Source organism: Corynebacterium aquilae DSM 44791 (assembly GCF_001941445.1).
Lineage (GTDB): Bacteria > Actinomycetota > Actinomycetes > Mycobacteriales > Mycobacteriaceae > Corynebacterium > Corynebacterium aquilae.
Window position 1 is genome coordinate 2,370,652 of sequence record NZ_CP009245.1, and the last position, 24,882, is coordinate 2,395,533.

The following is a 24,882-nucleotide window of genomic DNA, read 5'->3' on the forward strand; positions in this document are numbered from 1 at the left end:
ACCCACAACAAACGCTAGGCTGGGAAACATGTCTGACAACACCACGAACACCCCCGACAGCAACCAGCCGGCACCCCTATCCGGCAACGACGCCGTCAACCTCGCCGCCGAACAAGCCAAAACCACCAGCGACAAAAACATCACCCCCTTCCCCGGGCTCCCCGTCGCCGAAGACACCGCCAACCTCCGCCAAGGCCCCAACCTGCACGACGGACTACTAGCACTACTCCCCCTCGTCGGCGTATGGCGCGGCGAAGGCCAAGCAGACACCGGCGAAGACGGCCCCTTCGCCTTCGGCCAACAAATCACCGTCTCCCACTGCGGACAAAACTACCTCAGCTACGAATCCCGCATCTACCGCCTCGACGAAGAAGGCAACCCCGCCGGCCTCGACCAACGCGAAACCGGATTCTGGCGCATCTCCGACAAAGACGAAATCGAATTCATCTGCACCCACTCCAGCGGCATCGTCGAAATCTTCTACGGACAACCCCTCAACGAACGCGCCTGGGAACTCGAAAGCGCCTCCACCATGGTCACCGCCACCGGCCCCACCACCCTCGGCCCCGGCAAACGCCTCTACGGACTCCTGCCCACCAACGAACTCGGCTGGGTCGACGAACGCCTCGTCGACGGCGCACTCAAACCCCGCATGTCCGCCCAACTACGCCGCGTCGCCGGCTAACCCACACCCCCAAAAAAGCCGTATCCCCACCCCGGGATACGGCTTTTTTACACCCCAACTACCCTCAAGCACCCACCTGCGCAGCAATCGCCCGATCCAACAACGCCGCCACATCAACAGCATCCTTATTCTTCGGCAACTTCTCCTGACCCAACCGCGTCACCTTCACCGCAGTCCGCGCCGCACTAACCAACCACACCCCATCAGCAGCCCGCAGATCCTCCACAGACAACTCCTTCGCCTTCACGCTCAACCCCTGGGCCTGCGCAAACTCAAACAACAACGCCTGCGTCGTGCCCTCCATAATCGAATCCAACCCCAACGGAGTCCGCAACTTATTACCCCGCGTCACCACCACCGTCGACGTCGCACCCTCCAACACCGTCTCCCCCTGCACATAAATCACATCATCAAACCCCTCCTGATGCGCATAACGCACAACCGACATCGCAGCCGCATAATTCAAACTCTTCGCCCCCACCGCCAACCACGGAAACTTCTTCCGATTCTTCTTCCCCGGCAACTCATACCCCCGCTCAGCAAGCATCACCCGCACCCCCTTCTCCCGCTGCTCATACACACTATCCGGCAAGGGACGAACCACAATCCACGCAGTCGCATTCCCCGTAGCCGCCCGCCCCCGCGACAACGTCCACGAACACGAACCATCCTGATCATCACCAAAAGCCCGCGCCGCCTCCAACGTCGCTTTCAACCACGTCTCCTCCACCACCTCAGGAAGATCCAACAACTCCGCCGAACGGGCAAAACGCCGCACATGCCGCTCCACATTCACCGGGCGCCCACCACGAATCAACAACGTCTCAAAAACGCCATCCCCACGCGTCACCGACGCATCATCGAAATACACGTGCGGCAAACTCGGACTATGCATCCGCGTCGACCCCCCATAAGGCTCCACAATCACAATGACGGGATCCTTCTTCGCCCCCGAACGATGCCGCCCCAAGCGCACATCCACATCGAAACCAGCGGCACAATCCGCAGCGTTAGGCCCTGAAGTAGTCATGCTACAAGCATAGAGCGCCACCAGCCCCACCCCGCCCACTACGATGGCAGGTGTGACTGAGTCGATACCCGAAAAAGACACCACCGCACGCTACCGCTCCGCCCTGCTCGACTGGCCCGGCGCAGCACCCGCCACCGACCCCACCGCCCTCGAAGGACACGGCAGCGTCGCCTGGCACTACGGCGACCCACTCGGCGAACAACACAAAACCACCGTATTTATCGACCGCAGCCACCTAGCCACCGTGGCAATAACCGGCGCAGATGCGGCCACGCTCTGCAACTCACTGCTCAGCCAAAAACTCGACGACGCCGCCCCCGGCACCCTCACCGAAGCGCTCAACCTCGACGCCCAAGGCCGCGTCCTCCACCACGCCCACGTGGTAGTAGGCGACAACCTGATCCTGCTCACCGCAGAGGACACCCACGCCCACCAACTGAGCGACTACATCACCAAAATGGTGTTCTGGAACGACGCCGAAGTACGCATACATCCCCTCGGCATCATGACCCTGCTGGGCGATCCCGATGCCGACATCGTCGCCGAAACCCGCCACCTGGCCACACTCGCCCGCGACTGCGGCGCCACCACCCACCCCGCCACCATCACCCCCGACGACCTCGACTCCATGGGCGGCATCCTCCGCCCCATCCCCGAAGGACCCCGGGCCCGCGTCGATGTCCTGCTGCCCCGCGAACACACCGACGCCTTCGCGCGCGCCCTCTCCGATCGCGGTGCCCACCCCGCCGGACTACTCACCTTCACCGCGCACCGTGTGTTCGCCATGGACGCCCAAACCGGCATCGACTCCGACGAACGCACCATCCCCCACGAAAACCCCCAATGGGTGCGCAATGCAGTCCACCTGAACAAAGGCTGCTACCGCGGACAGGAAACCGTCGCCCGGGTAGATAACATCGGCCAATCCCCCCGCGCACTCGTCCGGGTACTCCTGGACGGCTCCTGCCCGCAGCTTCCCGCCCCCGGTGCCCCCATCACCAGTGGCGGACGCCCGGTGGGATTCCTCGGCACCATCGCGCAACACCACGAATGGGGACCCGTTGGCCTGGCAATGATCAAACGGTCCGCATTGGGCTCCGCTGCCTTGCAGTGCGAACAAGCAGCCCTCACGATCGATCGCGACAGCCTTCCTGAAGACTCCGGCCCCAAAGCCGGCAAACTCGCCCAACAGCGCCTCAAAGGGCAGCTGTAGCAACCTGTGCGAAGCACCCCACACCACGGCCACCGGGAATCACCCGCCCCTAAATACGAGGGCTGTTGTGTGAAGCTTTACGCATAGACTTTCGTCGAATTCCCCCCAGGTGCACCCGCCATGACCAGGAATGTTAGCCAAATTTTTTGCTTTACCGCTATTGTGTCATGCAGGAAGATAATGTTGAAACTCAACGGGGCTGCCGAACTCCCGCGCACCCCGGTCAAACCAAGGGGGTCCAACCATGGGTCGCGGTCGTGCAAAAGCGAAACAGGCCAAGGTTGCTCGCAAGCTCAAGTACAGCACTCCTGAAATGGACCTTGACTCACTCCAACGTGAGCTCGTGCAAAAGTCGGATGACCACTCTGAGTTCGATAACTCTTACGAGAAGTGGGCCGATGAGGACGACTGGCGCTAGCCAGCCGTCCGTGTGAGTGCATTAACACAACCTTTTCGTTCCTGGCTCACCAGGACAGCATTCACAGAGATCCTGGTCGATCGATCAGGATCTCTTTTTGCTGCCTAAAACAATAAGAACCGCCCGCCCCAGCCCCGAACAATCGGGGAGGTGGCGGGCGGTCTGTTGCGCAGGATAAGCGATTTACCAGTTGGGGTGGGAATCGCTCATGACCACTCGCTCATCGCTTTCTGCGGTGGTCACGGTGCCCAGCTCCCAGGCGTCAATGTGGCGGGCGGTCAGCATAGCCAGAGCCCGATCACGATCCTCGGGGGCGACAACGGCAATCATGCCAACACCCATGTTGAAGGTCTTCTCCATCTCAGACATGGGAACCTTGCCCAAATCGGCGATGGTGCGGAAGATCTGGCCGGGAGTCCAGGTGGCGCGGGAAATCTTCGCGGTCAAACCTTCGGGGATCACACGCGCCAGGTTTCCGGCAAGTCCACCACCGGTGACGTGGCAGAAGGTGTGCACGTCACATTCGGCCGCCAACGCCAGGCAGTCCAAAGCATAAATCCGGGTGGGCTCAAGCAGCTCCTCCCCCAAGGTGCGACCCAACTCATCCACATAGCCGTCGAGAGACAGCTCTGCTTTCTCCAGCAGGACGTGGCGAGCCAGGGAGTAGCCGTTGGAGTGCAGGCCAGAAGACGCCATACCGATGATGACGTCGCCAGAACGCACCTTGTCCGGGCCGAGAACCTCATCAGCTTCCACCACACCAACAGCGGTAGCGGACACGTCGTAGTGTCCGGGCTCCATCACGCCGGGGTGCTCCGCGGTCTCGCCACCAAGCAGCGCACAACCGGCCTGCACGCATCCCTCAGCGATGCCCTTGACGATCTCGGCAACGTGTTCCGGGACGACCTTGCCGATGGCAATGTAGTCCTGCAGGAACAGCGGTTCAGCGCCGCACACCACAAGATCATCAACGCACATGGCAACCAGGTCGATGCCGATGGTGTCGTGCTTATCCATGGCCTGCGCCACGGCGAGCTTGGTGCCCACGCCGTCGGAGCCGGCAGCGAGCAAGGGGTTGTTGTACTTGCCGAGCGCGAAAAGGCCGGCAAATCCGCCCAGTCCGCCACGGACTTCCGGGCGGGAGGCGCGCTTTGCGTGGGGTGCAAAAAGCTCGACGGCTTTGTCGCCAGCCTCAATATCGACGCCGGCAGCGGCGTAGGAGACGGCGTCGGTGTTCTGGTCAGTCATAGTCGTGTCAGCAATCGTGTGAGAAAACGTGAAAAAAGGAAGAGAAAGCGCGACGATTCGGCAGCCTAGGAGCCAGCGACGTCATCGCCACCGGTGCCTTGCATAGCGCGAACCAAATCGGCGTTCGCGTTACCCGCAGGAAGACCCAACGGATACACACCATCAAAGCAGGCGCAGCATAGTTCTGGATAGACCTGCTTGGTGGATTCCACCATGGCGTCAACGGAAACGTATCCCAAAGAGTCCGCACCGACGGCGGTGCACACGGACTTCACCATGGCTTCTTCGTCATCGCCCTCCACGCAATTGGCGAGGAGCTCACCCGGGGAGGCGAAGTCGATGCCGTAGAAGCAGGGCCACTTCACCGGCGGAGAGGCGATGCGAACATGAACCTCGGCAGCACCTGCTTCGCGCAGCATCCGAATCAGTGCGCGCTGGGTGTTGCCACGAACAATCGAATCGTCGACGACCACCAAACGCTTGCCGGCAATGACCTCGCGCAGAGGGTTCAGCTTAAGGCGAATACCGAGCTGGCGAATGGTTTGGGAAGGCTGAATGAAGGTACGGCCCACATAGGCGTTTTTCATCAGCCCTTGGCCGAAAGGAATCCCCGACGCCTGGGCGTAGCCCACCGCCGCGGGTGTGCCCGATTCCGGCACGGGGATCACCATGTCCGCCTCGGCGGGGCATTCCTTGGCCAGTTGGCGGCCAATTTCCACGCGGGTGGCATTGACGGCGCGACCGCGGATGATGGAGTCCGGACGGGCCAGGTAGACATATTCGAAGACGCAGCCCTTGTGGGTCGTCTTCGCGAAATGCTCGGAGCGGACACCGGAGGCATCAATGGTGATGAACTCGCCGGGTTCGACTTCGCGCACGAAGGACGCGCCCACAATGTCAAGAGCCGCAGTCTCGCTGGCAACCACCCAACCGTTGTCGAGACGCCCGATGGACAGGGGACGCACCCCGTGCGGGTCGCGGGCGGCGTACAAGGTTTTGCCATCGGTGAAGGTCAAACAGAAAGCACCCTTGATGCGGGGCAAAAGCGCTTTGGCCGATTCCACCAATGAAACATTCTCGCTCACCCCATGCGCCAGCAGGGCGCACATGACGTCGGAGTCGGAAGGGTGGGTTTCCTTGTTGACCAGCTCCAACGAGGCTGCCTCATCGAGCAGTTCGAGGTAGTTAACCAGGTTGCCGTTGTGCCCGAGAGCCACGTCGGTGCCATCGGAGGCCATCCGGAACATTGGCTGGGCGTTTTCCCAGCAAGCCCCACCAGCGGTGGAGTAGCGGGTGTGGCCGATAGCCACATCACCTTTGAGGGCACCGAGGGACTGTTCGTCGAAAACCTGGGACACCAGACCCAGATCCTTGAACACGACCACCTGGTCGCCGTCACCGACGGCGATACCTGCGGCCTCCTGCCCACGGTGCTGCAGAGCGTAGAGACCGTAGTAGGTCAGTTTGGCCACGTCCTCCCCAGGCGCCCACACTCCAAAGACGCCGCACTCCTCGCGGGGGGCAGTCTCGCCGTGGTCGTCGTAGGGGGAATACGAAAAACGGTCAGATGTGCTGTTCGATGCCGATAAACCCGGCATCGCATTTCGCTTTAAAGCCACGCGCCACATGGTAGTGGGAAAAACCCACTGCTCGCTAGAATCGTGCTCACCCCGTGGGGGTGGCTCTCCCCCTCAAGGGGAGAAAGTAACCCGATCGGCGTTTGTCTGTCTGCAAACTGTTGCTAACAACTCATAGTGGGACGATCGGCAAAAAATGCGCGACCTCAAGCGCTCGCGTCCCCGAAACCTCTACTCCGGGTTCCTGCGCCACATCCTGTAGTTTTTTCAGGCCGGTAGCCACCTGCAACCAATGCAGGGGCGCTAATTCCACCACGTTCGGTGGAGTACCGCGGGTGTGGCGCGGCCCTTCGATGCATTGCACTGCCACGAATGGTGGGACACGCAACTCCACGGTGTGCCCTGGCGCCGCATGTTCTACTGTGCGCGCAGTCAACCGTACGGCGGCGGCGAGGGCCTTTCGGTCGCAGGAATCAACCTCCCCACGGATGTAGTCGGAAATGGCCAGCACTGCAGTTCTGGTTTCAACGGGATCTGGGGCTTTTCTCACACCTGCGATCCTAGTAAAGTGCGGTAGGACACATTAAGCGCCCCTCTCCCCGGCGCGCCCCTCCCCTGCCTTACGCCTGCTAGGCGTTGTTGCTGTTGTGGTTGTTGGTGGGGCGTGTGTTTGTTTCATCCTCTTTTTGCTTTAAGGCTGTCTTTTTTCATGTCTGCTTTGTCTTCTGTTGATCGTTCTCCTGAGGTGACGCTGCGTTTTTTGGCGGCTCCGACGGATATTATTTTGGCGGGTTCTCACGGTGTGGGTGGTGGCCGTGTGTTGGAGTGGATCGATAAGGCGGCGTATGCGTGCGCTGTTGGGTGGTCTGGTGCTTATTGTGTGACCGCGTATGTGGGTCATATTCATTTCACGCGCCCGATTCCTTCTGGCCACATGGTGGAGGTGCGTTCTCGGATTGCGATGACTGGCCGTTCGAGTATGCACATCATTAATGAGGTGTTGTCTGCGGATCCGCGTGAGGGTGTTTTTACTCGGGCGTGTGATTGTTTGGTGATTTTTGTGGCGAAGGATCCGGCGACGGGTAAGGCGATGGAGGTGCCGAAGTTCGTTCCTCGTAATGAGGAGGAGGAGCGGGTGTATGCGGCTGCTGAGTCTCGCATTGAGTTGCGTAAGGCGATTGAGGTTGAGATGGAGAAGCAGACGTACAATGGCCCGTCTGATGCGCCGCGTTTGATTACTCGTTTTTTGGCGAAGCCGACGGATGTGAACTGGGGTGGCAAGGTTCATGGTGGTACTGCCATGGAGTGGATTGATGAGGCTGCGACGGCGTGCACGATGGAGTTTTCTGGGGAGCATACGGTGGCTGTGTATGCGGGTGGTATTCGTTTTTATCGTCCGATTCAGATTGGCGATTTGATTGAGGTGGATGCTCGGATGATGCGTGCGGATGCGCGCAGTATGCAGATGAGTGTGCATGTGCGTGCTGGTGCGCCGACGGGTGGTCGTGGTGCGTTGGAGGAGGCTATTCACGCGACGATTACGTATGTTGGGGTCGATATTGATGGCCAGCCGTTGCCGGCGCGGGAGTATATTCCGCGGACGGAGGAGGATCAGCGTTTGGCTGGTCATGCGGCGGTGTTGCGTGAGTTGCGTGCGAAGTATCATCCGCTGCCGTTGATTTCGCGGACGAATCCGATGGAGATTGATTAGTCGGGGTGTTGTTGACCCGCCGGTGTTGGTGCCGGCGGGTTTTTGTGTGGGGTTTAGGTGGTTTTTTCTGCTTGTTCGAGGGCTTTTAGGGTGTCTTCGAGCAGGGCGTCTTGGTTTTGCTGGGTGAATTTTCGGGCTTGTTGGATGCGGCCGGTGCGGATGAGTCTTAGGACGTAGGCGTTGGGTTGGTTGTGTGCAAGTTGGGGTTCTGCTTCGGTGCGGATGAATTCTTCGGTGCTTGTTCGGTCTTTGCCTTGGAGTTGTTGTGCTGCGGTTTCTATTCGGGTGAGCATGGTGATGGTGGGGGCAGCTTGGTAGGCGCGGATCCATATGCCGATGAGTTCTTCGGCGCGGTCGGCTTTTTGTAGGGCTATTGCGAGTTGTTCGGCGAGTTGTTGGCTGCCGGGGTGTTCGCTGAGGCGGGTGAGTGCGTCTTCGCCGATGTCGATGGCTCGTTGTAGGTGTCCTGCTTCTTGGAGGTTGTGTACGAGCTTCGCCATTGCGTGGCTGTTGTTCCAGTCGGGTTGGGCGAGTTCTATGAGTTTTTCGGCGTCGCCTTGGGCTATTGCGAGGCGGGTGAGTGCGTCGGTGGGGATGGTGCGGTTTGTTTCTTGGGCGAAGAGGTTGGCGTATTCCTCCAGTGCGGCTGCGCCCAGTGTTGGTGTGTAGTTGACGATGTTGGGGTCAAAGAGGTCTTGTTCGCTTTGGTAGGTGAATTGGTGGAGCCAGTGGACTAATTGTTGTTGTTCGGTTTCGTTGAGTTTGGGGCGGACGTTGTTTACTGCGTGCGCGTGGTTTTCCATGAGTTCTTCGACCAGCTGGGTGTGTAGCCCTAATGAGCTGTCGGATCGCGCGGTTGTGTCTGCTGCGTATGTCATGGCTAGTTGGATGAGGGCTATGACTTCCCTGCTGGGGTGCTTGTGGGCGAGTGTTCCTAGGGTGTTGATGGTGTCGTTGGCGTTGTCGGCCCAGGTGTTTGCGGCGTCGTAGAGGTAGAAGTCGCGCTGTGGTTTGAGGGTGTTTTCGATGTCTTGGGCGAGGTCGTTGAGCCTGCTGGTGCTGGTGGTGTTGAGTTGGTTGACGATTGTTGCTAGTTGGTTTGCTAGTTGTTCGTCCAGGGTGCGCAGCGGGGCGATGTGGGGGCTTAGGTGTGTGGCGAGGTGTGCTGCGAGTTCTGTGGGTTCTGTGGGTTCTGTGGGTTCTGTGGGTTGTGGTGGGGTGGGGTTGTTATGTGTGTCCATGGGGTTCGTCCTCGGTGTTTGTGGGGTGTGTGGCCAGTATTGTGGACAGTTTTGTTTAGGATATCGCCAATATTCATGGCGTGGTTTGCGGCTGTTTGGGTGTGGGGGCGCCGGCGCGGTGGTGGGGTTTTTGCCATGATGGTGTCACTGATGTTTTTGTCGTAGTTTTTCCGATTGAGGTGTTGAGGTCCAGATGAGTGAGCGTTCGCAGTCCGGTAGTTCTTTGTCCCCCGATGCTGGCGTTGCCGAGCCGGATGTGGTGGTTGTTGGTGCGGGTTTGGCAGGTTTGGTTGCTGCCCGTGAGTTGGAGGATGCCGGCGCCCGGGTCGTGGTGGTTGAGGCTGCTGATCGTGTGGGTGGTCGGGTTACTACTGATGTGGTGGAGGGGTTTACGTGCGATCGGGGTTTTCAGTTGTTGAATCCGGCGTATCCTGCTGCGCGTTGGGAGTTGGATTTCTCGCTTTTGGGTTTGCAGCATTTCCCGCGTGGTGTGGTTGCTGTTGAGGGCGCTACTCGCCGGGTGTTGGCGGATCCTTTCCGTTTTCCTCGCAGTGTGAAGGCGTCGTTTCAGTCTTTGTCGCCGGCTGATGTGTTGGCGGTGCTTCGTCTTATCCGCCCGGGCCAGGAGGGTTCTTTGGGTTCTGCAGTGCAGGCGGCGGGTTTTTCTCCTGCTATTCAGCGGCTGGTGTGGAACTTTTTGTCTGGGGTGGTGGCGGATAGGGAGTTGTCGTGCCCGGTTGGTTATGGGCAGTCGTTGTTGAAGTATTTTGCTTTGGGTGCTCCGGCGGTGCCGGCGCAGGGTATGGCTGCGATTCCTGCCCAGTTGGCGGAGGATTTGCGGGCTCCGGTGCGGTTGAATACTGAGGTTTTGTCGGTTGCGCGCACTGGTGAGGGGTTGCGGGTGGATACCAGTGAGGGTTCTTTGCGGCCTCGGGCTGTGGTGTTGGCTGCTGGCCCGTGGGCTTCTGCGGCGTTGTTGGGTAGCCCGCTGGAGACTGCGGGTGGGTTGACGACGTGGTGGTTTGCTACCCCTACTCGTCCGACGCGGTCGCGTTTCTTGCATGTTCCGACGCATGCTGCTGCGCGTTTGGCGCATGCGGTGGTGGTGTCTAATACTGCGCCGTCTTATGCGCCGGCGGGTCAGCATTTGGTGCAGGCCACGGTGGTGGGTGCGGTGGCTGATGCGCAGGGGCAGGCTGATGCGGTGGCGGCGGATGCTGCTGCGCTGTTGGGGTCGAGTTGTGATGATTGGCGCCTGTTGCGGGCGGATGTGGTTGATCATGCTTTGCCCCGGGTGGGTGCAGCACCGCTGCCGGAGGCTCCTGCAGGGGTGTTTGTGGCGACTGATGCTCAGCATGCGAGTATTCAGGGTGCTTTGCAGGCGGGCCGGGATGCTGCTGTTGAGGCTGCTGAGTCTTTGGGGCTGTCGTTGCGGCATCACTAGGCGCGCAGGTGTTTTTTCGCGGGTGACAGGGTGGGGCGCTTCGGCGTTTATGATGAAGCGTGGTTGGGTGTGACGCTGCGTTGAGCGCCTGGTGTGGCTCAACGCACCTTCTCACCGTCTCACCACCTCACCGACTCATTGTGCGCTGTCGGCTGTTTGTCGCTTTTCGCCTTTTCGGTGCTGTTTTTATTCCGGTAGAAAGTTACTCATGTATTCCCTGACATTGCTGACCACTGCTTTGACTCTTTTCGCGGTGGCTTCGGCCACGATTGTGTTGGTCATCGAGCTGCGCCGCGACGCGACGACGCTGCGGGCTGTGGTGACTAGTGGCGCTTGTGTGGTGTTTCCGGTGGTCGGGTTGTTGGCCTACATCATTTTCCGTGCGGTGGAAACGCGTAAGGAGTTGGAGGATGGCCGGGCGAACAGGCCGAATACTTAGGCTGTGCCATATGGATATCCCCGCTGTTGATGACCAATTGGTCTTTGACAGCGGGGATATTTTTTGGGGTGGTTTTTAGCTGTTTGTGCGGCGGGTGTGCTGTTTCTGGGCTGCGTGGTCGAGGGTGGAGTTGGTAGTGACTTCACGCAGTTGCTCGTAGCGTGCCTGGATGTCGGCCAGGTCGGCTTCGGCGTCGACGAGGCGCTGAGCGTCGGCGAGGACGAGGTCGCCGTGGTGTTGGATGTAGTTGACGCGTTCGGGGATGTCGACGACGGTGGCGACCTGGGCGAAGGCTTCGAGCATGCGGATGTAGACGGCGGTGGTGCCGGCGGCGTTTTGGCGCAGCTGGTGGAACATGACGTCCATGAGGCCTTCGAAGGTGGTGACGGTGTATTGGACGCGCAGCACGTCGTCGACGGCCATCACGCCTTGGGGTAGGGCCCGGTTGTGGAGCTGGGCGAGTCCTTGGGCGAAGCGGTCGATGACGTCCATGGCGGTAAATGGGTCGTTGGTGCCGGGGCTTAACGCGCGGACGCCGACTTCGAGGAGCTGGCGGACGTTGAATTCGAGGTCTTGTTCGTCGGAGCGTTCTTTGCCGATGATGAGGGCGGCGTTGATTTTGTCGGCGTCCATGTCGCCGACGACGCGGGCGATGGGGGATCCTTTGAGGACGTGGTCGCCGGGCCGGATGAGCAGTTCGACGGCGGATTCTTGCTTGTCGGCGGCTTTGGCCAGCCAGCCGTAGTCGACGTATTGGATGTAGCCGCTGGCTTGGGCGGCGATGGGGGTTGCCGCCAGGAAGTAACCTTCGGGTGCGCGGCTGAATCCGGCTTGATCTTCGGCGAGTTCGGTGCCGGCGTCGATGGCGGTGGTCAAATCGTCGGCCAGGAGGTTAACGACCCTGGTCATGGAGATGCTGCGCGCCATGTGGGCGATGTAGTAGACGAGGAAGATGACGCAGGCGGCGGCGTAGAGCATGACGACGGAGACGTTGTAGTGGGGGACGAAAACTTCGTCGTCGGCCATGCCGCCCCCGGAGACGGCGCGCAGCGAGTACAGGGAGAACGCGAAGGTGGCGACGTAGATGCCGAGGGTGGTTTGGATGCCGCGGTCGGCCAAAAAGCCGTGCAGGAGGCGGGGTCCCATGGAGGAGACCACGGAGGATAGGGCGGCAATGGTGATGGAAAAGACGGTGCCGGCAACACCGATGGAGGCGCTGGCGACCGCGCCGAGCAGGCTGCGGGCGCCGGATTCGCCGCCGGCGTAGATAAAGTCGAGCCATTCGGGTTGGGGGAGGTTTTTCTCCACCCAGATCAGACTGGCTGCTAGGGCGACGGAGACGACCACCAGGACTGCGGGGATGAACCAGAAAGCGTCGGTGGTGCGGCGCAGAAAATGCCGGAATCGATTCATAGCGTTTAAGTCTAAAAGGACTGCTGTTCGTATCGGGTGGTGGGGCGCGCATGAAGTGACCCACGGCCGGTGCGCGCGGGTGCCGTGGCGCCGGCCGTGGGTCTGTGGTGTGTGTCGATCCTGCGTGGACCGGGGGTTCACCACACGTGTTGGAGGTGTTTGCTTAGGCCTTGAACTGCGGGAAGATCACGTCCTTGAAGAGGGCGAGCCCCGTGCCAAGCAGCAGGGCGATGACCATCAGCAGGCTTGCGGGCTGTGAACTGCCGGAGGTGTCCGATCCGTCCTGCCCGTCGTTTCCTATGGGTTTGGGGTCGTTGGGGTCGGCGGGGATCTCTGGGCCTTTCACCGTGATGATGGTGGTCGTTTCGACCATCTCATCCGCGCCTTGTTTCACCGGTGTTCTTGCCGTGATGGTGTAGGTTCCGGGCCTTTTGGGCGGGGTGTACTCGATGGCGGCTCTGCCGTTGATGTCACTGGTCGCCTCCCCGAGGGGAGTCTTGCGGTCCTGGTTGAAGTAGACCTTTGCTGATTCCAGGGGCTTGTCGAGGAAGCTGACGTGCGCGGCCAGCTCAGTTTTCTCCCCTGCCATAACTTCCACCTCGCTCATCTCGAGGATCGGCTTCGGTTCGGCGACCTCGACGGCAAAGGGCGTGACGGTGCGGGTGGGGCCGTCGGTGAACATGGTTACCGGGTAGGAGCCAAAGTCGGTTCCTTCCGGCACGGAGATTTTGACCTGCAGGTAGACGGGCTCAGCGGAGGTGGTGATGGGGGTGGCGCTGACCTCCCAGCCTTCCGGCGCCTCGAATCTCACGGGTGTGGCCTTTAGGCCCACACCCATCGGGTCGGCGATGAGCAGCTCCCTGGTCGTTTCTTGACCCGGCGCGACGGTGAGTTCGTGGTCGTCGACGCCGAGGCAGGCGCCGCCGAGCCAGGCGGCGTTGAAGGTGGCGAGGGAGATGTTGTTTTTGTTGCCCTGGTTGTGGCCTTCGTAGAGCAGGCCTACGCGCCCATTGGGGAGGACGGCCATGGAGGTGTATTGCACCTCGTTGACGTCGAGTTTCTTTGCGATTGGCCAGGTCTTGCCGTCGTCGCAGCTTAACCGCACGGTGGGGTTGACGCGCCCGTGGTCGCTGGCGGTGTTGGAAAATAGCAGCACTTTGGAGCGGTTGGACTCGGGCTGTGCGGTGGGGAATGCCTTGATGAGCGAGGCGTTGTTGTGGGGGTCGGGCAGTTGCTCTTCGACGGTGGGTTCGCTGAAGGTTTCGCCGCCGTCGGTGGAGTAGGAGATTTTGCGGGCGCGCGTGCTATCGGAGGCGCGGGAGCTGTTCATCAGTCGCCCGTCGGAGAGTTCCACCACTTTGTTTTCGTCCATGCCGGTGCCGAAGGGGGTGCCGCTGCGCCAGGTTTTTCCGTGGTCGTCGCTGATCCACATCACCGCCTGGTAGGTGTCGTCGGCGGTTTTGATCAGGGCGGGCTGTACGAGCCTGCCGGCGTGTTGGCCCATGGTGAGTTGGATGCCGTTGCCGGAGGTGGCGAAGCGGGATTTCACGCTGGTATCGGGGGTGATGTCTTTGGTGATGACTTGGCTTTCGCTCCAGGTTTTTCCGCCATCGTCCGAGCGGGAGACTGCCGCGTGGAGGACCTTGCGGTCTGTCGGGTCGACGCCTGCTTCGGAGGTTTGGAAGGAGTTGTCGAAGGATTTGACGTGGAAGTTGAACAGCTTCCCGGTTTCGCGGTCGATGAGGATGCTGGGGTCGGAGTAGCCGAATTTGTTGTCCCCTGGCTGTCCGCTTGCGAGTCGGGTTTCCGGGGTGAAGGTGTGGCCGCTGTCGGTGGAGGTGCGCAGCATGATGCTGTTGGCTTGTGGGGCGTCTTGGCAATTGGCGGGCCTGCCGTCGTAGCTGGCCAGGACGGTGCCGTCGTTGCTCACGCCCAGGGAGGGGATGCGGTAGCAGTTGAAGTCCCCGCTGCCGCCTTCGGCGATGGTGTGGGTGGTGTAGCTCGGGGTGGTATCACCGACTGCGAGGTCGAAGCCGTGTCGATGTTCTTCCGCTGCAGCTGCCACTGCGTGGAGGTGAGGCATGCTCAACGCGAGGGCGCTCATGAGCGCGATGAGTGGTGCGCGATGGTTGTGTCGTCGCATGTGGACTCCTTAGTGGACAAAGAGAAAGGACACCACGCTCTTGCGCTGACACACTGAAGATGTGGACACCTCGGTGCGCTTCGGCGCGTGTGTTGGCGTGGTCTCAGTGTGATCTTCATCCTAACGGGTGATGTGCGCTGTGGAAAGGTTTTCTTATAACTCGCGTCACACAGCGCACCCGATCGCGAGGCACCTAACGCGTGGCCGCCACGCCCTCACACCCCCACATAACACCGCGCCCTGTCACACCCGGGCAAACGTTTGCACAAAACCCCACCGCAACCACCCAACCGGCCAGCCACACACCCCTCCCCCACGCCCCACCGGCCGGCACGCCCGTGCCACAAAGAACACGCAGGCCCAGCTTCACTTCCGAAGCGGGGCCAAATATTTCGCCCCCAAAGAGCATTTTCCGATAGTTCACAAAAACCTATTGCCCGTGTTGACATTTTTGGTCAAACAAAAACCCAGCCACGCGCCATCACCTTAAAAAACCCTGCCCTACCTGCACCTTTTGAAGATACATACCTTTCACCACGGTTTTTGCAGTTCAAAAAAGACTGGACATAACCTGTCAACTATCCAACAAAAACCAACACTTTTCACAGCCTCGCGGCAGGCCAATACACACCGGCCTCACCCCGCAAGTTTTCGACGAGGCGCCTCACCCGAAAGGAGCTGACACGACATGAAGTTCTTCGAGCTTCAACGCCCACCACACAGCGGGCTCACCCTGGAGCAACAGCGCAAACTGTGGCTGAAAAACTTCCTCAAAGCCTTCTTCGTGGTCTTTGTCGCCTACATGTGCATGTACCTGGTGCGCAATAACTTCAAGGCCGCCCAGCCTTTGCTCAAAGAGCAATACGGGCTGACCACCCTGGAGTTGGGCTACATCGGCCTGGCGTTTTCCATCACCTACGGCATCGGCAAAACCGCCCTGGGCTACGTCATCGACGGCCGCAACACCAAAAAGATCGTCTCCTTCCTGCTGCTGGCATCCTCGGTGACGGTGCTGGCGCTGGGCTTGTTCCTGGCGGCTTTCGGCTCCCACGTCGGCATCTTCGTCGCCCTGTGGGGCCTTAACGGCGCCTTCCAGTCCGTCGGTGGCCCCGGCTCCTACTCCACCATCACCTCCTGGACGCCCCGCTCCCAGCGCGGCCGCTACCTCGGGTTCTGGAATGCCTCCCACAACATCGGCGGCGCCTTCGCCGGCGTGATCGCCCTGTGGGGCGCCAACCAGTTCTTCCACGGCAACGTCGTCGGCATGTTCGTCTTCCCCGCCGTCATCGGCATCATCATCGGTGCCGCCGGCATGTTCATCGGCAAGAATGACCCCCAGGAGTTGGGCTGGAACACCTCGGAAGAAATCTTCGAAGAACCCGTCGAGGTGCGCAACATCGAATCCGAACAAATGACCAAGTTCGAGATTTTCCGCAAGTACATCATGCGCAACCCCTGGATCTGGCTGCTGTGCGTCGCCAACGTGTTCACCTACATCGTGCGCATCGGCATCGACAACTGGGCACCGCTCTACGTCACCGAAACCCTCAACTTCGACACCGCAGCCGCCGTCGACACCATCTTCTACTTCGAAATCGGCGCCTTCGTCGCCTCCATGGTGTGAGGCTTTGTCTCCGACCTGCTGGGTGGACGCCGCGCCTTCGTCGCCGTCGCCACCTTCGCCGTCCTGTTCTTCGCCGTCGGCTTCTACAAAAACGCCACCACCGAATCCCAGGTCAACATCTCCCTGTTTGTCCTTGGCGCCCTGATCTTCGGCCCCCAGCTCCTCATCGGTGTGTCCCTGGTTGGCTTCGTGCCGAAGAAAGCCATCTCGGTGGCCAACGGCATGACCGGCACCTTCGGCTACCTCTTCGGTGATTCCCTGGCCAAGGTTGGTCTGGCGATGATCGCCGACCCGGAGCAAAAAGGCCTGACCGTCTTCGGGCACCTGCTCCACGGATGGGGTGCAATGTTCACCGTGCTGTATGCAGCCCTGGTCGGCGGCATCATCCTCATGCTGATCGTCAGCATCGGCGAGGAACGCCAAATCCGCCGCCTCAAAGCAGACGACGCCAACGCCGCCATGGCCGCCACCTCCTAAAAGCCCCCACAGTTTTCTCCTAGACACGCCTGTGCCCGCACGGATCAACACCGCGCGGGCACAGGCGTATTCGGACTTCTAGGTGCAGGCATAACCACACCCCCGGCGCTCATAGTCAGCGATGCGCACCAAGCCTTCGACCGCACGGATCCCGCGGCAGAAATCCTCCCCGCCCACGACATCATGCGCGTGAGCGCGACGAACCTGCACCGCGAATTCGCCACCCTAATCCCCACCGAGTGCGTGCTTAAAGACTTTCCCCCACCCAACCCCAATAGGCGGTCATCGCACACTCCACGGGCGAAGCACACTGGCCATTTTTAGGCAGAAAACACCCGCTGCCATCCAGGATGGACAACAGCGGGTGTTTCGTAGTTTTTCGGCTGGTGGTTACTCCACCACAGAGTTCGCACCAACGGCGTGGCCGAACATGTTCGGCAAAGTCTCACGCCACGCGGTGGAGATTTCCTCCAGGCCGACCTGGACTGCACCCAGGTTCACCGTCTCACCGGCGGTGGTGGTGCCCAAGGACACGGCCGGGATGCCAGCCTCGCCTGCAAGGGCGATGACCTTCTCGGCGTTGCTCGGGTCAACAGCAATCACCATGCGGGATGCGGACTCGGAGAACAGCGCCACGAAAGCATCCTCGTGAACACGAGTGACATCCACATCGAGGCCGACGCGAGAGGTAATAGCCATCTCCACGAGGGTCTGTGCCAGACCACCCTCGGAAACGTCGTGAGCGGCAGCAATCAGGCCGCCCTCGACGGCCTGGCTGTTGAGCAGCTTGGCCAGCTTTTCCTCGTTTTTGAGATCCACCTGCGGGGGCAGGCCGTTGAGCCCGCCACCGGAGATCTGCTGCCAGATGGAACCACCGAACTCGTCGAAAGTTTCACCCAGGGCGATGAGCTCCTGGCCGGCGGCCACGCGGGTGCCGATAGCGTGGTGCACATCCTCAATGACACCGAGCACACCAACCACCGGGGTCGGCAGAATCGGCACGTCACCGGTCTGGTTGTAGAAGGACACGTTGCCACCAGAAACCGGGATAGCCAGCTCGTGGCAGCCATCGGCCAGGCCGTGCACGGCCTCCTTGAACTGCCACATCACATCCGGGTTCTCCGGGGAACCAAAGTTCAGGCAGTTGGTCACAGCGATCGGCATCGCACCAGTAGCGGCCACGTTGCGGTAGGCCTCGGCCAGCGCCAGGCGGGCACCGGTGTTCGGATCCAGGTAGGTGTAGCGGCCGGAGCAGTCAGCGCTCACAGCAACACCGCGGCCGGTTTCCTCATCGATACGCAGCACACCGGCATCCGCATCCTTGGCCTGCACCGTGTTGCCACGCACATAGCGGTCGTACTGCTCGGTGATGAACGCACGAGAGCACAGTGCCGGGGAGCTGACCATGTCCAGCAAAGCCTGCTTGAGATCCTCAGGGCGAGCGACCGGGGTATACACCTGGACGTCGTCCTGCCACTCGGGGCGGGCGTAGGGGCGCTGGTACTCAGGGCCCTCGTTGGCGATGGTGTGCGCGGGAGCATCCACCACGACCTCACCGTGGTGGGTGATCACCAGGTGCTTGCCATCGGTGACCTCACCGATCTCCGCGCAAGGAACATCCCAGTGGGCGCAGATTTCCTTGAACTTCTCAACGTTTTCCGGCTTCACCACAGCGCACATGCGCTCCTGGGATTCACTGGAAAGGATTTCTGCCGCAGTCATGTTCTCTGCACGCAGCGGAACCGCATCCAAGTTGACGCTCATGCCACCATCACCAGAGGCTGCCAGCTCACTGGTGGCACAGGACAGGCCCGCGCCACCAAGGTCCTGAATACCGACGACCACGCCAGCGCGGTACAGATCCAGGCAGCACTCGATGAGCACCTTCTCGGCGAAGGGGTCGCCGACCTGCACGGCCGGAAGCTTGCGCTCTGCGCCCTCCTCAAAAGTGTCGGAGGCCAGCACGGACACGCCACCAATGCCATCGAGACCGGTACGGGAACCGAACAGCATGACCTTGTTACCCAGGCCGGAGGCGAAAGCCAACTTGAGGTCTTCGACCTTCAAGGTGCCGACGCACAGGGCGTTAACCAGGGGGTTGCCGGCATAGGACTCGTCGAAGACGGTCTCGCCACCAATGTTCGGCAGGCCCAGGCAGTTGCCGTAGCCGCCAATGCCGTCGACCACGCCGGGCAGCACACGCTGAGTATCCGGGGCATCAGCGGGGCCAAAGCGCAGCTGATCCATCACCGCGATCGGGCGGGCACCCATCGCCATGATGTCGCGGACGATACCGCCCACACCGGTCGCAGCGCCCTGGTGGGGCTCCACATAGGAAGGGTGATTGTGGCTTTCCACGCGGAAAGTCACGGCGTGACCATTTCCGACATCCACCACGCCGGCGTTCTCGCCGATACCGGCCAGAATCTTCGAGGCCATCTCCTCAGTGGTGGTCTTACCGAAGTAGCGCAGGTGCGTCTTGGAGGACTTGTAAGAGCAGTGCTCCGACCACATCACCGAGTACATCGCAAGCTCTGCGTCGGTGGGGCGACGGCCCAGGATCTCCTTGATGCGGGCGTACTCGTCGTCCTTCAGGCCCAGCGATGCGTACGGCTGCTCCAGGTCCGGGTTGGCTTGTGCCTGCTCAACAGTATCGTTCATCATCGGCCAATCTCCTTTGCGACGGATACGAACAGGCCCAGGCCGTCGATCGACGGGCCGGTCAGGGCCTCACAGGCGTGCTCCGGGTGGGGCATCAAACCGACCACGCGGCCGTTTTCGCTGCACACGCCAGCAATCGCGTTAACGGAACCATTGAAATTGTCGGTGTAGCGGAACACCACGCGGCCGGAATCCTCCAGCTCCTTAATGGTCTCCGGGGCGGCCTGGAAACGGCCCTCACCATGCTTGGCGGGAATCAGAATCTTCTGGCCGGCCTCAAACTGGTTCGTCCACGCGGTGGTGTTGTTTTCCACCGTCAGGTAGGTGTCCTCGCAGTGGAAGTGAAGACCCTCATTACGGGTCAACGCGCCCGGCAGCAGGCCGGACTCAGTCAAAATCTGGAAGCCATTACAAATGCCAAGAACAGGCATGCCCTTACCGGCAGCCTCCACCACGGCCTGCATCATGGGGGCCAGCGCAGAGATCGCACCGCTGCGCAGGTAGTCACCGTAGGAGAAACCACCCGGGACCACCACCGCGTCCACGCCACGCAGATCCTTGTCAGCGTGCCACAGGTCAACAACCTTCGCGCCGGAAATGCGGGATGCGCGGGCGGCATCAACATCGTCCAGGGTGCCGGGGAAGGTGATCACACCGATCGTGATCGCCATAGGGTTACGCCCCCTCAACCACGATGTCGAAGTCTTCGATCACAGTGTTCGCCAGCAGCTTGGAAGCAATTTCCTGCAGCTCGTCGGCGGACAGATCCTTCTCAGTGTCGATGACGAAACGCTTACCCTGTCGCACATCGGTCACGCCGGTGACCCCAATACGACCCAGTGCGCGGTGAACAGCCTGGCCCTGCGGGTCCAGAATCTCTTGCTTCGGCATGACATTGACGACTACTCGCGCCACGGTGTCTCCCTATGAATTAAACGGTGCGGGGATAAAAAGCTTGCCCAAAAACCGCCGCCTGGCGTGCGAACGCAAAGCGGCGAACGTCCGGCCACTTTTGTCGACACAGCGGGGGTGTTTGCACAGAACAGAGCATAGCGACGCGCCGAACCTAACGAGAACCAGTCCCCCCACGGGGGTAAGACTCACGACAGTTTTGTTCGGTGAGTGCCCGACTAGCTCGACGCCAGATCCGCCACGATCGCGCGCGCCAACCGCTCACTGGATTGGGGGTTTTGCCCGGTGTACAGGTTGCCATCAACCACAATGTGGGGGCGCAGCGGGAAACCAGCTTGATAAGACACCCCGATCTGCTTAAGCCGATCCTCCAAAAACCAAATGAGCTTGAGGGAAAAGGGATTGAGCAGTTCTTCCTTATTCGACAGCGCAGTGATTTTGCGGCCCGCAAAAGCATTAGAACCGTGGGGCGTTTTCGCACTGAGCATCGCAGCCGGCGCATGACACAGCATGCCCAGCGGCTTGCCCGATGCTAGGCGCTTGACCAACAACTGGCCACTGTCCAGGTCCTCGGCAAGATCTTCCATGGGGCCGTGCCCGCCCGGATAGAACACGACGTCAAAATCCGCCTGATCCACCTCACTCAGTGGCACGGGATTGTCCAGCTGCTCGGCGATGGAGTCCAGGTAGGAACGAATCTTGGCGCGTTTACCGGGAAGTCCCCCGGCCATGCTCAGGCTGAACTGATCAATGGTGGGGGCAACACCGCCCGGGGTTGCGATGGTGATGTCGAATCCGGCATCGCGGAAAACGCGATGCGGGACCGCTAATTCTTCAGCCCACACGCCCGTCGGCCTGGTGCTGCCATCTTTCAGCGTCAACTTGTCGGCAGCCGAGGCCACAAAAAGTACGGATCGTTGCGCAGTGTCTTGTGCGACCATGGTGAATTCCTCGTCCTTCAAGCAGGCCTTGGGAAGTTTTTCCTGCTGTCTCCCAGGCTAATCCCACCCCCAAAGTTGGGGGTCGATCTTCTGTGGGTGCGTGTATGAAGTTCACCCCCAAGGGGGTGTGGCGCAGCCAGATATTTTGCCAATTCGTGGCACCCATCACAGATTCACCGGTAGCATCGCCACACATAAGGAAAGTAGCCCCCATCACATTTGCCGTTTCGAGTCGGTGGCACACACGCCACATAGGTACGGAAAACCTTTAAGCGTTTCCCAGCACCCCACACCGTGGCGGTGTGCGGCTACTTCCCCGCCCCCTAGCCGGTGGCCCCTCGCACCGGTGTCACCTCTTTTTCTTTCTCTTCTTGTTGACCTCCACAACCTCAAGGCAGGCAAAACACCATGGCAAACCCCCAACACACTCCCGATGACATCGTCATCGTTGGTGCCGCACGCACCCCCACCGGACGTTTCCTCGGTGGCCTTTCATCCCTTCCCGCTACCGCGTTGGGCGCTATCGCCATCAAGGGTGCCCTGGAGCAGGCCGGGGTCAACCCGGACCGCGTCGACGCGGTGGTCTTTGGCCAGGTGCTGCAGGCTGGTGCCGGCCAGAACCCCACCAAGCAGGCCGCGCTTGGGGCTGGGGTGCCACAGCGTGCGCACACCAACACCGTCAACAAGGTCTGCCTGTCTGGCCTGACCGCCATCATTGACGGTTCCCGCATGTTGAAGGTGGGCGACGCCGAGGTGGTAGTTGCCGGCGGCATGGAGTCCATGTCCAATGCGCCCCACCTGTTGAGCAATTCGCGCACCGGCACCCGCTATGGTGCGGCCACCATGAAAGACCACATGGAGTCCGACGGCCTGACCTGCGCCCGGTTGGGGATTTCCATGGGCGAGCTCACCGAAACCCATGCGGATCGCTACCCGGTGACCCGGCAGGAGCAGGACTCGCTGGCGCTGCACTCCCACCAGGCCGCGCACGACGCGTGGGAGGACGGCACCTTCGACCGGGAGGTCGTACCCGTCACGGTGAGCACCCGCAAGGGCGAAACCGTGGTGTCCCGCGACGAGGGCATTCGCGCCGGCTTGAGTCAGCAGGACTTGGATAAGCTCTCCCCCGCCTTCGTCAAGGACGGCTCAATCACTGTCGCGCACGCCTCCCAGATCTCCGACGGCGCCTCCGCCGTGGTGCTCACCCGGCGCGGCACCGCGCAGGATAACGGGTGGCCGGTGTTGGCGACGGTGTGTGCTGCGGGGCAGGTTGCGGGCCCTGATTCTTCCTTGCAGGCGCAGCCGGCGAACGCTATTGAGCAGGCTTTGGCTCGTCAGGGCTGGTCTGCTGCGGAGTTGGATCATGTGGAGATTAATGAGGCGTTTGCTGATGTTGTGATTCACTCTGCGCGCCAGTTGGGGGTGGATATGTCCACGGTGAATCCGGCTGGTGGTGCGTTGGCTTTGGGCCATCCGATTGGTGCTTCTGGCGCTCGTTTGGTGGTGCATGCTGCGCACCGGATTGCTGCTGGTAAGTCGCATCGTGCAGCTGTTGGTTTGTGTGGCGGTGGCGGCCAGGGTGAGGCCCTGTTGCTTGAGGATGCTTAGCCCCCGTGGGTCGTTTCCAGGTAGTGCCCACGCCATAACTTTTGTTTGTTTTTCGACTCTTTTTTAGGAGCCTTTTCTCGTGACTTCTTCCACCGCGACTTCTCCCGTTTCTACTACCGTGTCCGGCAGTGCCGGCATCATTACCCTTACTCGTTCCAAGGCGCTTAATGCGTTGACCCAAGAGATGGTCGATTTGATTGCTGAGGCGCTGGAGCGTTTCCGTGGGGATGACAACGTCAAGGTTGTTGTTCTGCGCGGTGAGGGCGAGCGTGCTTTTTGTGCCGGCGGCGATGTGGTGATGCTGTACCACGAGGCCAAGAGCCATGGTGATAAGGCGGAGCATTTCTGGCGCACCGAGTATGAGCTGAATTTGGCGATTAATCGCTATCCGAAGCCGATTGTGGCGTTGATGCATGGCATCGTGCTGGGTGGCGGGATTGGTATTTCCGCGCATGCTTCGCACCGGGTGGTGACTGATTCGACCAAGGTTGGTATGCCGGAGGTTGGGATTGGTTTTGTGCCTGATGTGGGTGGCACTTTCTTGTTGAGCCATACTCCGGGGCATTTGGGACGCCATTTGGCGTTGACTGCCGCGCATGTTGGCCCTGCTGAGGCGCTGCGTTGTGGCATGGCTGATGTGTATGTCCCCGAGCAGGATCTGGATGCCCTGGTGGAGCGTCTCGCAGAGACCGGTGATGTGTCGGCCATTGAGTCTTTTGCGCGTGATTGTGGCCCGGGTTTTGCTGACTCTTACGACATCATTGAGTCCGCTTATGACGCGGAGACTGTCGAGGACATTCTGGACAATCTCGATAAGGATGGTTCGGAGTTTGCTCAGGATGCGGCTAAGCGTATTCGGCGTGGTAGCCCGTTGGCGTTGAAGGTGACGTTGGCGGCGTTGAATAATGCTGCTGATTTGGATTTGGCGCAGGCGTTGAACCAGGAGTACCGCACCTCGCTGAATATGCACGCTAACCCGAATTTTGTGGAGGGTGTGCGCGCCCAGTTGGTCGATAAGGATCGCAACCCCTCCTGGATTCCGGCAACCCTCGAGGAGGTCACTCATGATGATGTGGCGGCGATTCTTGGGCCGGTTGTTGATGAGCGTTTCGGCGAGCTCGGGTTGAGTTAGTCGCCGGTTGTTGGGCCCCGCCGTGTGTGCCGGTGGCGTGTGCCGGCGAGTGCGGGGCCTGTGGCCGCTGAGGCTTTGTGGCCGATGTTTCTTTCTACTTTTTTCACTTTTCTTTTTTAGGAGTCCCCATGACTGAGTCCACTTTTGACAACATCCTCGTTGAGCGTCGCGGTCGCGTCGCCCTGATCACGTTGAACCGCCCGAAGGCGCTGAATGCTTTGAATAGCCAGACCATGGAGGAGCTGGTGCGGGCTACTGGTGAGCTCGATGGCGATGACGGCGTGGGCTGCATCGTCCTGACCGGTAGTGAGAAGGCTTTTGCTGCTGGTGCTGATATCAAGGAGATGTCTAGCCAGTCGGCCACGGAGATGTTCATGAGCAACTTCTTCGCCCACTGGGAGAACTTCACCCGCGTGAAGACTCCGATCGTGGCGGCGGTGTCCGGCTACGCGCTGGGTGGTGGCTGCGAGCTGGCCATGATGTGTGACTTCATCATTGCCTCCGATACGGCGAAGTTTGGCCAGCCCGAGATCAATCTGGGTGTTATCCCCGGTATGGGTGGTTCCCAGCGACTGACTCGCGCTATTGGCAAGTCCAAGGCCATGGAGATGTGCCTGACCGGCCGCATGATGGGCGCGGAGGAAGCCGAGCGTTCTGGCCTGGTGGCCCGCGTGGTTCCGGCCGCAGAGCTGCTCGACGATGCGTTGAAGACGGCGGCGACCATCGCTAATAAGTCGAAGGTTGCCGGCATCATGGTTAAGGAGGTCGTCAACGCGGCCTATGAGATGACGCTGGCTCAGGGCATCAACTACGAGCGCCGTGTTTTCCACTCCGTGTTTGCCTCTGAGGACCAGAAGGAAGGCATGTCCGCCTTCGTCGAAAAGCGCGAAGCAAACTTCAAGCACCGCTAAAAGGCTCACGCCGACCGAATTCTTACGGGGCGGTCACCACAACATCTGTGGTGA

General features: G+C 60.6%; 22 protein-coding genes. 11 read left to right on the forward strand and 11 right to left on the reverse strand.

Going from position 1 to position 24,882, the window contains the following annotated elements; translation table 11 throughout:
- Positions 1-28 precede the first annotated feature (28 nt).
- Positions 29-685, forward strand: coding sequence for a heme-binding beta-barrel domain-containing protein (locus CAQU_RS10075; protein ID WP_075727394.1), 657 nt, complete (start codon positions 29-31; stop codon positions 683-685).
- Positions 686-749: 64 nt separating this feature from the next.
- Here the strand turns inward: CAQU_RS10075 and CAQU_RS10080 are convergent, their stop codons facing one another.
- Entirely contained in the window at positions 750-1,715 is a 966-nt protein-coding gene (locus tag CAQU_RS10080) for an aminodeoxychorismate lyase (RefSeq protein ID WP_084563253.1), read from the reverse strand.
- A 52-nt stretch (positions 1,716-1,767) separates the two neighbouring features.
- Between CAQU_RS10080 and ygfZ the strand changes: the two genes are divergently transcribed.
- Positions 1,768-2,928, forward strand: a complete 1,161-nt coding sequence (gene ygfZ, locus CAQU_RS10085) for a CAF17-like 4Fe-4S cluster assembly/insertion protein YgfZ (RefSeq protein ID WP_245797256.1) — start codon at positions 1,768-1,770, stop codon at positions 2,926-2,928.
- A gap of 244 nt (positions 2,929-3,172) precedes the next feature.
- A complete protein-coding gene (locus tag CAQU_RS10090) occupies positions 3,173-3,346 on the forward strand; it encodes a DUF3073 domain-containing protein (protein WP_075727398.1) in 174 nt (57 codons plus the stop codon).
- Between the two features lie 183 nt (positions 3,347-3,529).
- On the opposite strand, the gene purM is transcribed toward CAQU_RS10090, so the two are convergent.
- The 3 genes from purM to CAQU_RS10105 form a co-directional block, all read right to left on the reverse strand.
- Positions 3,530-4,594, reverse strand: a complete 1,065-nt coding sequence (purM, locus tag CAQU_RS10095; protein ID WP_075727400.1) for a phosphoribosylformylglycinamidine cyclo-ligase — start codon at positions 4,592-4,594, stop codon at positions 3,530-3,532.
- A gap of 65 nt (positions 4,595-4,659) precedes the next feature.
- Positions 4,660-6,192 carry an amidophosphoribosyltransferase gene (gene purF, locus CAQU_RS10100; protein WP_075727402.1) on the reverse strand — a complete coding sequence of 511 codons (1,533 nt, stop codon included), beginning with the start codon at positions 6,190-6,192 and terminating at the stop codon, positions 4,660-4,662.
- A gap of 151 nt (positions 6,193-6,343) precedes the next feature.
- Entirely contained in the window at positions 6,344-6,721 is a 378-nt protein-coding gene (locus CAQU_RS10105; protein WP_075727404.1) for a sterol carrier family protein, read from the reverse strand.
- A 159-nt stretch (positions 6,722-6,880) separates the two neighbouring features.
- Between CAQU_RS10105 and CAQU_RS10110 the strand changes: the two genes are divergently transcribed.
- Complete coding sequence (locus CAQU_RS10110; protein WP_075727406.1) at positions 6,881-7,882, forward strand: acyl-CoA thioesterase; 1,002 nt, start codon at positions 6,881-6,883, stop codon at positions 7,880-7,882.
- A gap of 53 nt (positions 7,883-7,935) precedes the next feature.
- Here CAQU_RS10110 and CAQU_RS10115 read toward each other — a convergent pair whose 3' ends face one another.
- Entirely contained in the window at positions 7,936-9,123 is a 1,188-nt protein-coding gene (locus CAQU_RS10115; protein WP_075727408.1) for a hypothetical protein, read from the reverse strand.
- Positions 9,124-9,316: 193 nt separating this feature from the next.
- Here CAQU_RS10115 and CAQU_RS10120 point away from each other — a divergent pair, with 193 nt between their 5' ends.
- Together CAQU_RS10120 and CAQU_RS10125 are read left to right on the forward strand one after the other, a co-directional pair.
- A complete protein-coding gene (locus tag CAQU_RS10120) occupies positions 9,317-10,567 on the forward strand; it encodes an NAD(P)/FAD-dependent oxidoreductase (protein ID WP_075727410.1) in 1,251 nt (416 codons plus the stop codon).
- Positions 10,568-10,775: 208 nt separating this feature from the next.
- Positions 10,776-11,006, forward strand: coding sequence for a hypothetical protein (locus CAQU_RS10125; RefSeq protein ID WP_075727412.1), 231 nt, complete (start codon positions 10,776-10,778; stop codon positions 11,004-11,006).
- 75 nt (positions 11,007-11,081) lie between these two features.
- Here the strand turns inward: CAQU_RS10125 and CAQU_RS10130 are convergent, their stop codons facing one another.
- Entirely contained in the window at positions 11,082-12,419 is a 1,338-nt protein-coding gene (locus CAQU_RS10130; RefSeq protein ID WP_075727414.1) for a DUF2254 domain-containing protein, read from the reverse strand.
- Between the two features lie 163 nt (positions 12,420-12,582).
- Complete coding sequence (locus CAQU_RS10135; protein WP_075727416.1) at positions 12,583-14,562, reverse strand: exo-alpha-sialidase; 1,980 nt, start codon at positions 14,560-14,562, stop codon at positions 12,583-12,585.
- A 688-nt stretch (positions 14,563-15,250) separates the two neighbouring features.
- On the opposite strand from CAQU_RS10135, the gene CAQU_RS10140 reads away from it, so the two are divergent.
- Positions 15,251-16,186 (forward strand): MFS transporter, encoded by a 936-nt coding sequence (locus tag CAQU_RS10140; protein ID WP_281247982.1) that lies wholly within the window; start codon positions 15,251-15,253, stop codon positions 16,184-16,186.
- 189 nt (positions 16,187-16,375) lie between these two features.
- On the forward strand, positions 16,376-16,663 hold the full coding sequence (locus CAQU_RS13220; protein ID WP_281247983.1) for a hypothetical protein: 288 nt from the start codon (positions 16,376-16,378) through the stop codon (positions 16,661-16,663).
- A 390-nt stretch (positions 16,664-17,053) separates the two neighbouring features.
- Here CAQU_RS13220 and purL read toward each other — a convergent pair whose 3' ends face one another.
- The 4 genes from purL to CAQU_RS10160 all read right to left on the reverse strand — a co-directional run bounded on the left by purL (position 17,054) and on the right by CAQU_RS10160 (position 21,177).
- Positions 17,054-19,327, reverse strand: coding sequence for a phosphoribosylformylglycinamidine synthase subunit PurL (purL, locus tag CAQU_RS10145; protein ID WP_075727418.1), 2,274 nt, complete (start codon positions 19,325-19,327; stop codon positions 17,054-17,056).
- Positions 19,324-19,995: a phosphoribosylformylglycinamidine synthase subunit PurQ gene (gene purQ / locus CAQU_RS10150; RefSeq protein WP_075727420.1), complete on the reverse strand. Its 672-nt coding sequence runs from the start codon at positions 19,993-19,995 to the stop codon at positions 19,324-19,326. Before purQ ends, purL begins: the two co-directional genes overlap by 4 nt.
- 4 nt (positions 19,996-19,999) lie before the next feature.
- The gene (gene purS / locus CAQU_RS10155; protein WP_075727422.1) at positions 20,000-20,239 is read right to left on the reverse strand and encodes a phosphoribosylformylglycinamidine synthase subunit PurS; all 240 of its coding nucleotides are present in this window, start codon (positions 20,237-20,239) and stop codon (positions 20,000-20,002) included.
- Positions 20,240-20,454: 215 nt separating this feature from the next.
- On the reverse strand, positions 20,455-21,177 hold the full coding sequence (locus tag CAQU_RS10160; protein WP_075727424.1) for a type 1 glutamine amidotransferase domain-containing protein: 723 nt from the start codon (positions 21,175-21,177) through the stop codon (positions 20,455-20,457).
- 408 nt (positions 21,178-21,585) lie between these two features.
- On the opposite strand from CAQU_RS10160, the gene CAQU_RS10165 reads away from it, so the two are divergent.
- The 3 genes from CAQU_RS10165 to CAQU_RS10175 all read left to right on the forward strand — a co-directional run bounded on the left by CAQU_RS10165 (position 21,586) and on the right by CAQU_RS10175 (position 24,828).
- Positions 21,586-22,785 (forward strand): acetyl-CoA C-acyltransferase, encoded by a 1,200-nt coding sequence (locus CAQU_RS10165; protein WP_075727426.1) that lies wholly within the window; start codon positions 21,586-21,588, stop codon positions 22,783-22,785.
- A gap of 79 nt (positions 22,786-22,864) precedes the next feature.
- Positions 22,865-23,917 carry an enoyl-CoA hydratase/isomerase family protein gene (locus tag CAQU_RS10170; RefSeq protein ID WP_075727428.1) on the forward strand — a complete coding sequence of 351 codons (1,053 nt, stop codon included), beginning with the start codon at positions 22,865-22,867 and terminating at the stop codon, positions 23,915-23,917.
- Between the two features lie 128 nt (positions 23,918-24,045).
- Positions 24,046-24,828 carry an enoyl-CoA hydratase gene (locus CAQU_RS10175; protein ID WP_075727430.1) on the forward strand — a complete coding sequence of 261 codons (783 nt, stop codon included), beginning with the start codon at positions 24,046-24,048 and terminating at the stop codon, positions 24,826-24,828.
- Positions 24,829-24,882: the final 54 nt, after the last annotated feature.

Excerpts from the sequence above, each read along its gene's own strand:
- CAQU_RS10135 (WP_075727416.1), bottom strand. The coding sequence starts at position 14,562 with ATGCGACGACACAACCATCGCGCACCACTCATCGCGCTCATGAGCGCC.
- CAQU_RS10125 (WP_075727412.1), top strand. The coding sequence starts at position 10,776 with ATGTATTCCCTGACATTGCTGACCACTGCTTTGACTCTTTTCGCGGTG.
- CAQU_RS10165 (WP_075727426.1), top strand. The coding sequence starts at position 21,586 with ATGGCAAACCCCCAACACACTCCCGATGACATCGTCATCGTTGGTGCC.
- CAQU_RS10075 (WP_075727394.1), top strand. The coding sequence starts at position 29 with ATGTCTGACAACACCACGAACACCCCCGACAGCAACCAGCCGGCACCC.
- CAQU_RS10140 (WP_281247982.1), top strand. The coding sequence starts at position 15,251 with ATGAAGTTCTTCGAGCTTCAACGCCCACCACACAGCGGGCTCACCCTG.
- CAQU_RS10080 (WP_084563253.1), bottom strand. The coding sequence starts at position 1,715 with ATGACTACTTCAGGGCCTAACGCTGCGGATTGTGCCGCTGGTTTCGAT.
- CAQU_RS10175 (WP_075727430.1), top strand. The coding sequence starts at position 24,046 with ATGACTGAGTCCACTTTTGACAACATCCTCGTTGAGCGTCGCGGTCGC.
- CAQU_RS10110 (WP_075727406.1), top strand. The coding sequence starts at position 6,881 with ATGTCTGCTTTGTCTTCTGTTGATCGTTCTCCTGAGGTGACGCTGCGT.
- CAQU_RS10130 (WP_075727414.1), bottom strand. The coding sequence starts at position 12,419 with ATGAATCGATTCCGGCATTTTCTGCGCCGCACCACCGACGCTTTCTGG.
- CAQU_RS10115 (WP_075727408.1), bottom strand. The coding sequence starts at position 9,123 with ATGGACACACATAACAACCCCACCCCACCACAACCCACAGAACCCACA.
- purM (WP_075727400.1), bottom strand. The coding sequence starts at position 4,594 with ATGACTGACCAGAACACCGACGCCGTCTCCTACGCCGCTGCCGGCGTC.
- CAQU_RS10160 (WP_075727424.1), bottom strand. The coding sequence starts at position 21,177 with ATGGTCGCACAAGACACTGCGCAACGATCCGTACTTTTTGTGGCCTCG.
- purF (WP_075727402.1), bottom strand. The coding sequence starts at position 6,192 with ATGCCGGGTTTATCGGCATCGAACAGCACATCTGACCGTTTTTCGTAT.
- purQ (WP_075727420.1), bottom strand. The coding sequence starts at position 19,995 with ATGGCGATCACGATCGGTGTGATCACCTTCCCCGGCACCCTGGACGAT.
- purL (WP_075727418.1), bottom strand. The coding sequence starts at position 19,327 with ATGATGAACGATACTGTTGAGCAGGCACAAGCCAACCCGGACCTGGAG.
- CAQU_RS10120 (WP_075727410.1), top strand. The coding sequence starts at position 9,317 with ATGAGTGAGCGTTCGCAGTCCGGTAGTTCTTTGTCCCCCGATGCTGGC.
- CAQU_RS10090 (WP_075727398.1), top strand. The coding sequence starts at position 3,173 with ATGGGTCGCGGTCGTGCAAAAGCGAAACAGGCCAAGGTTGCTCGCAAG.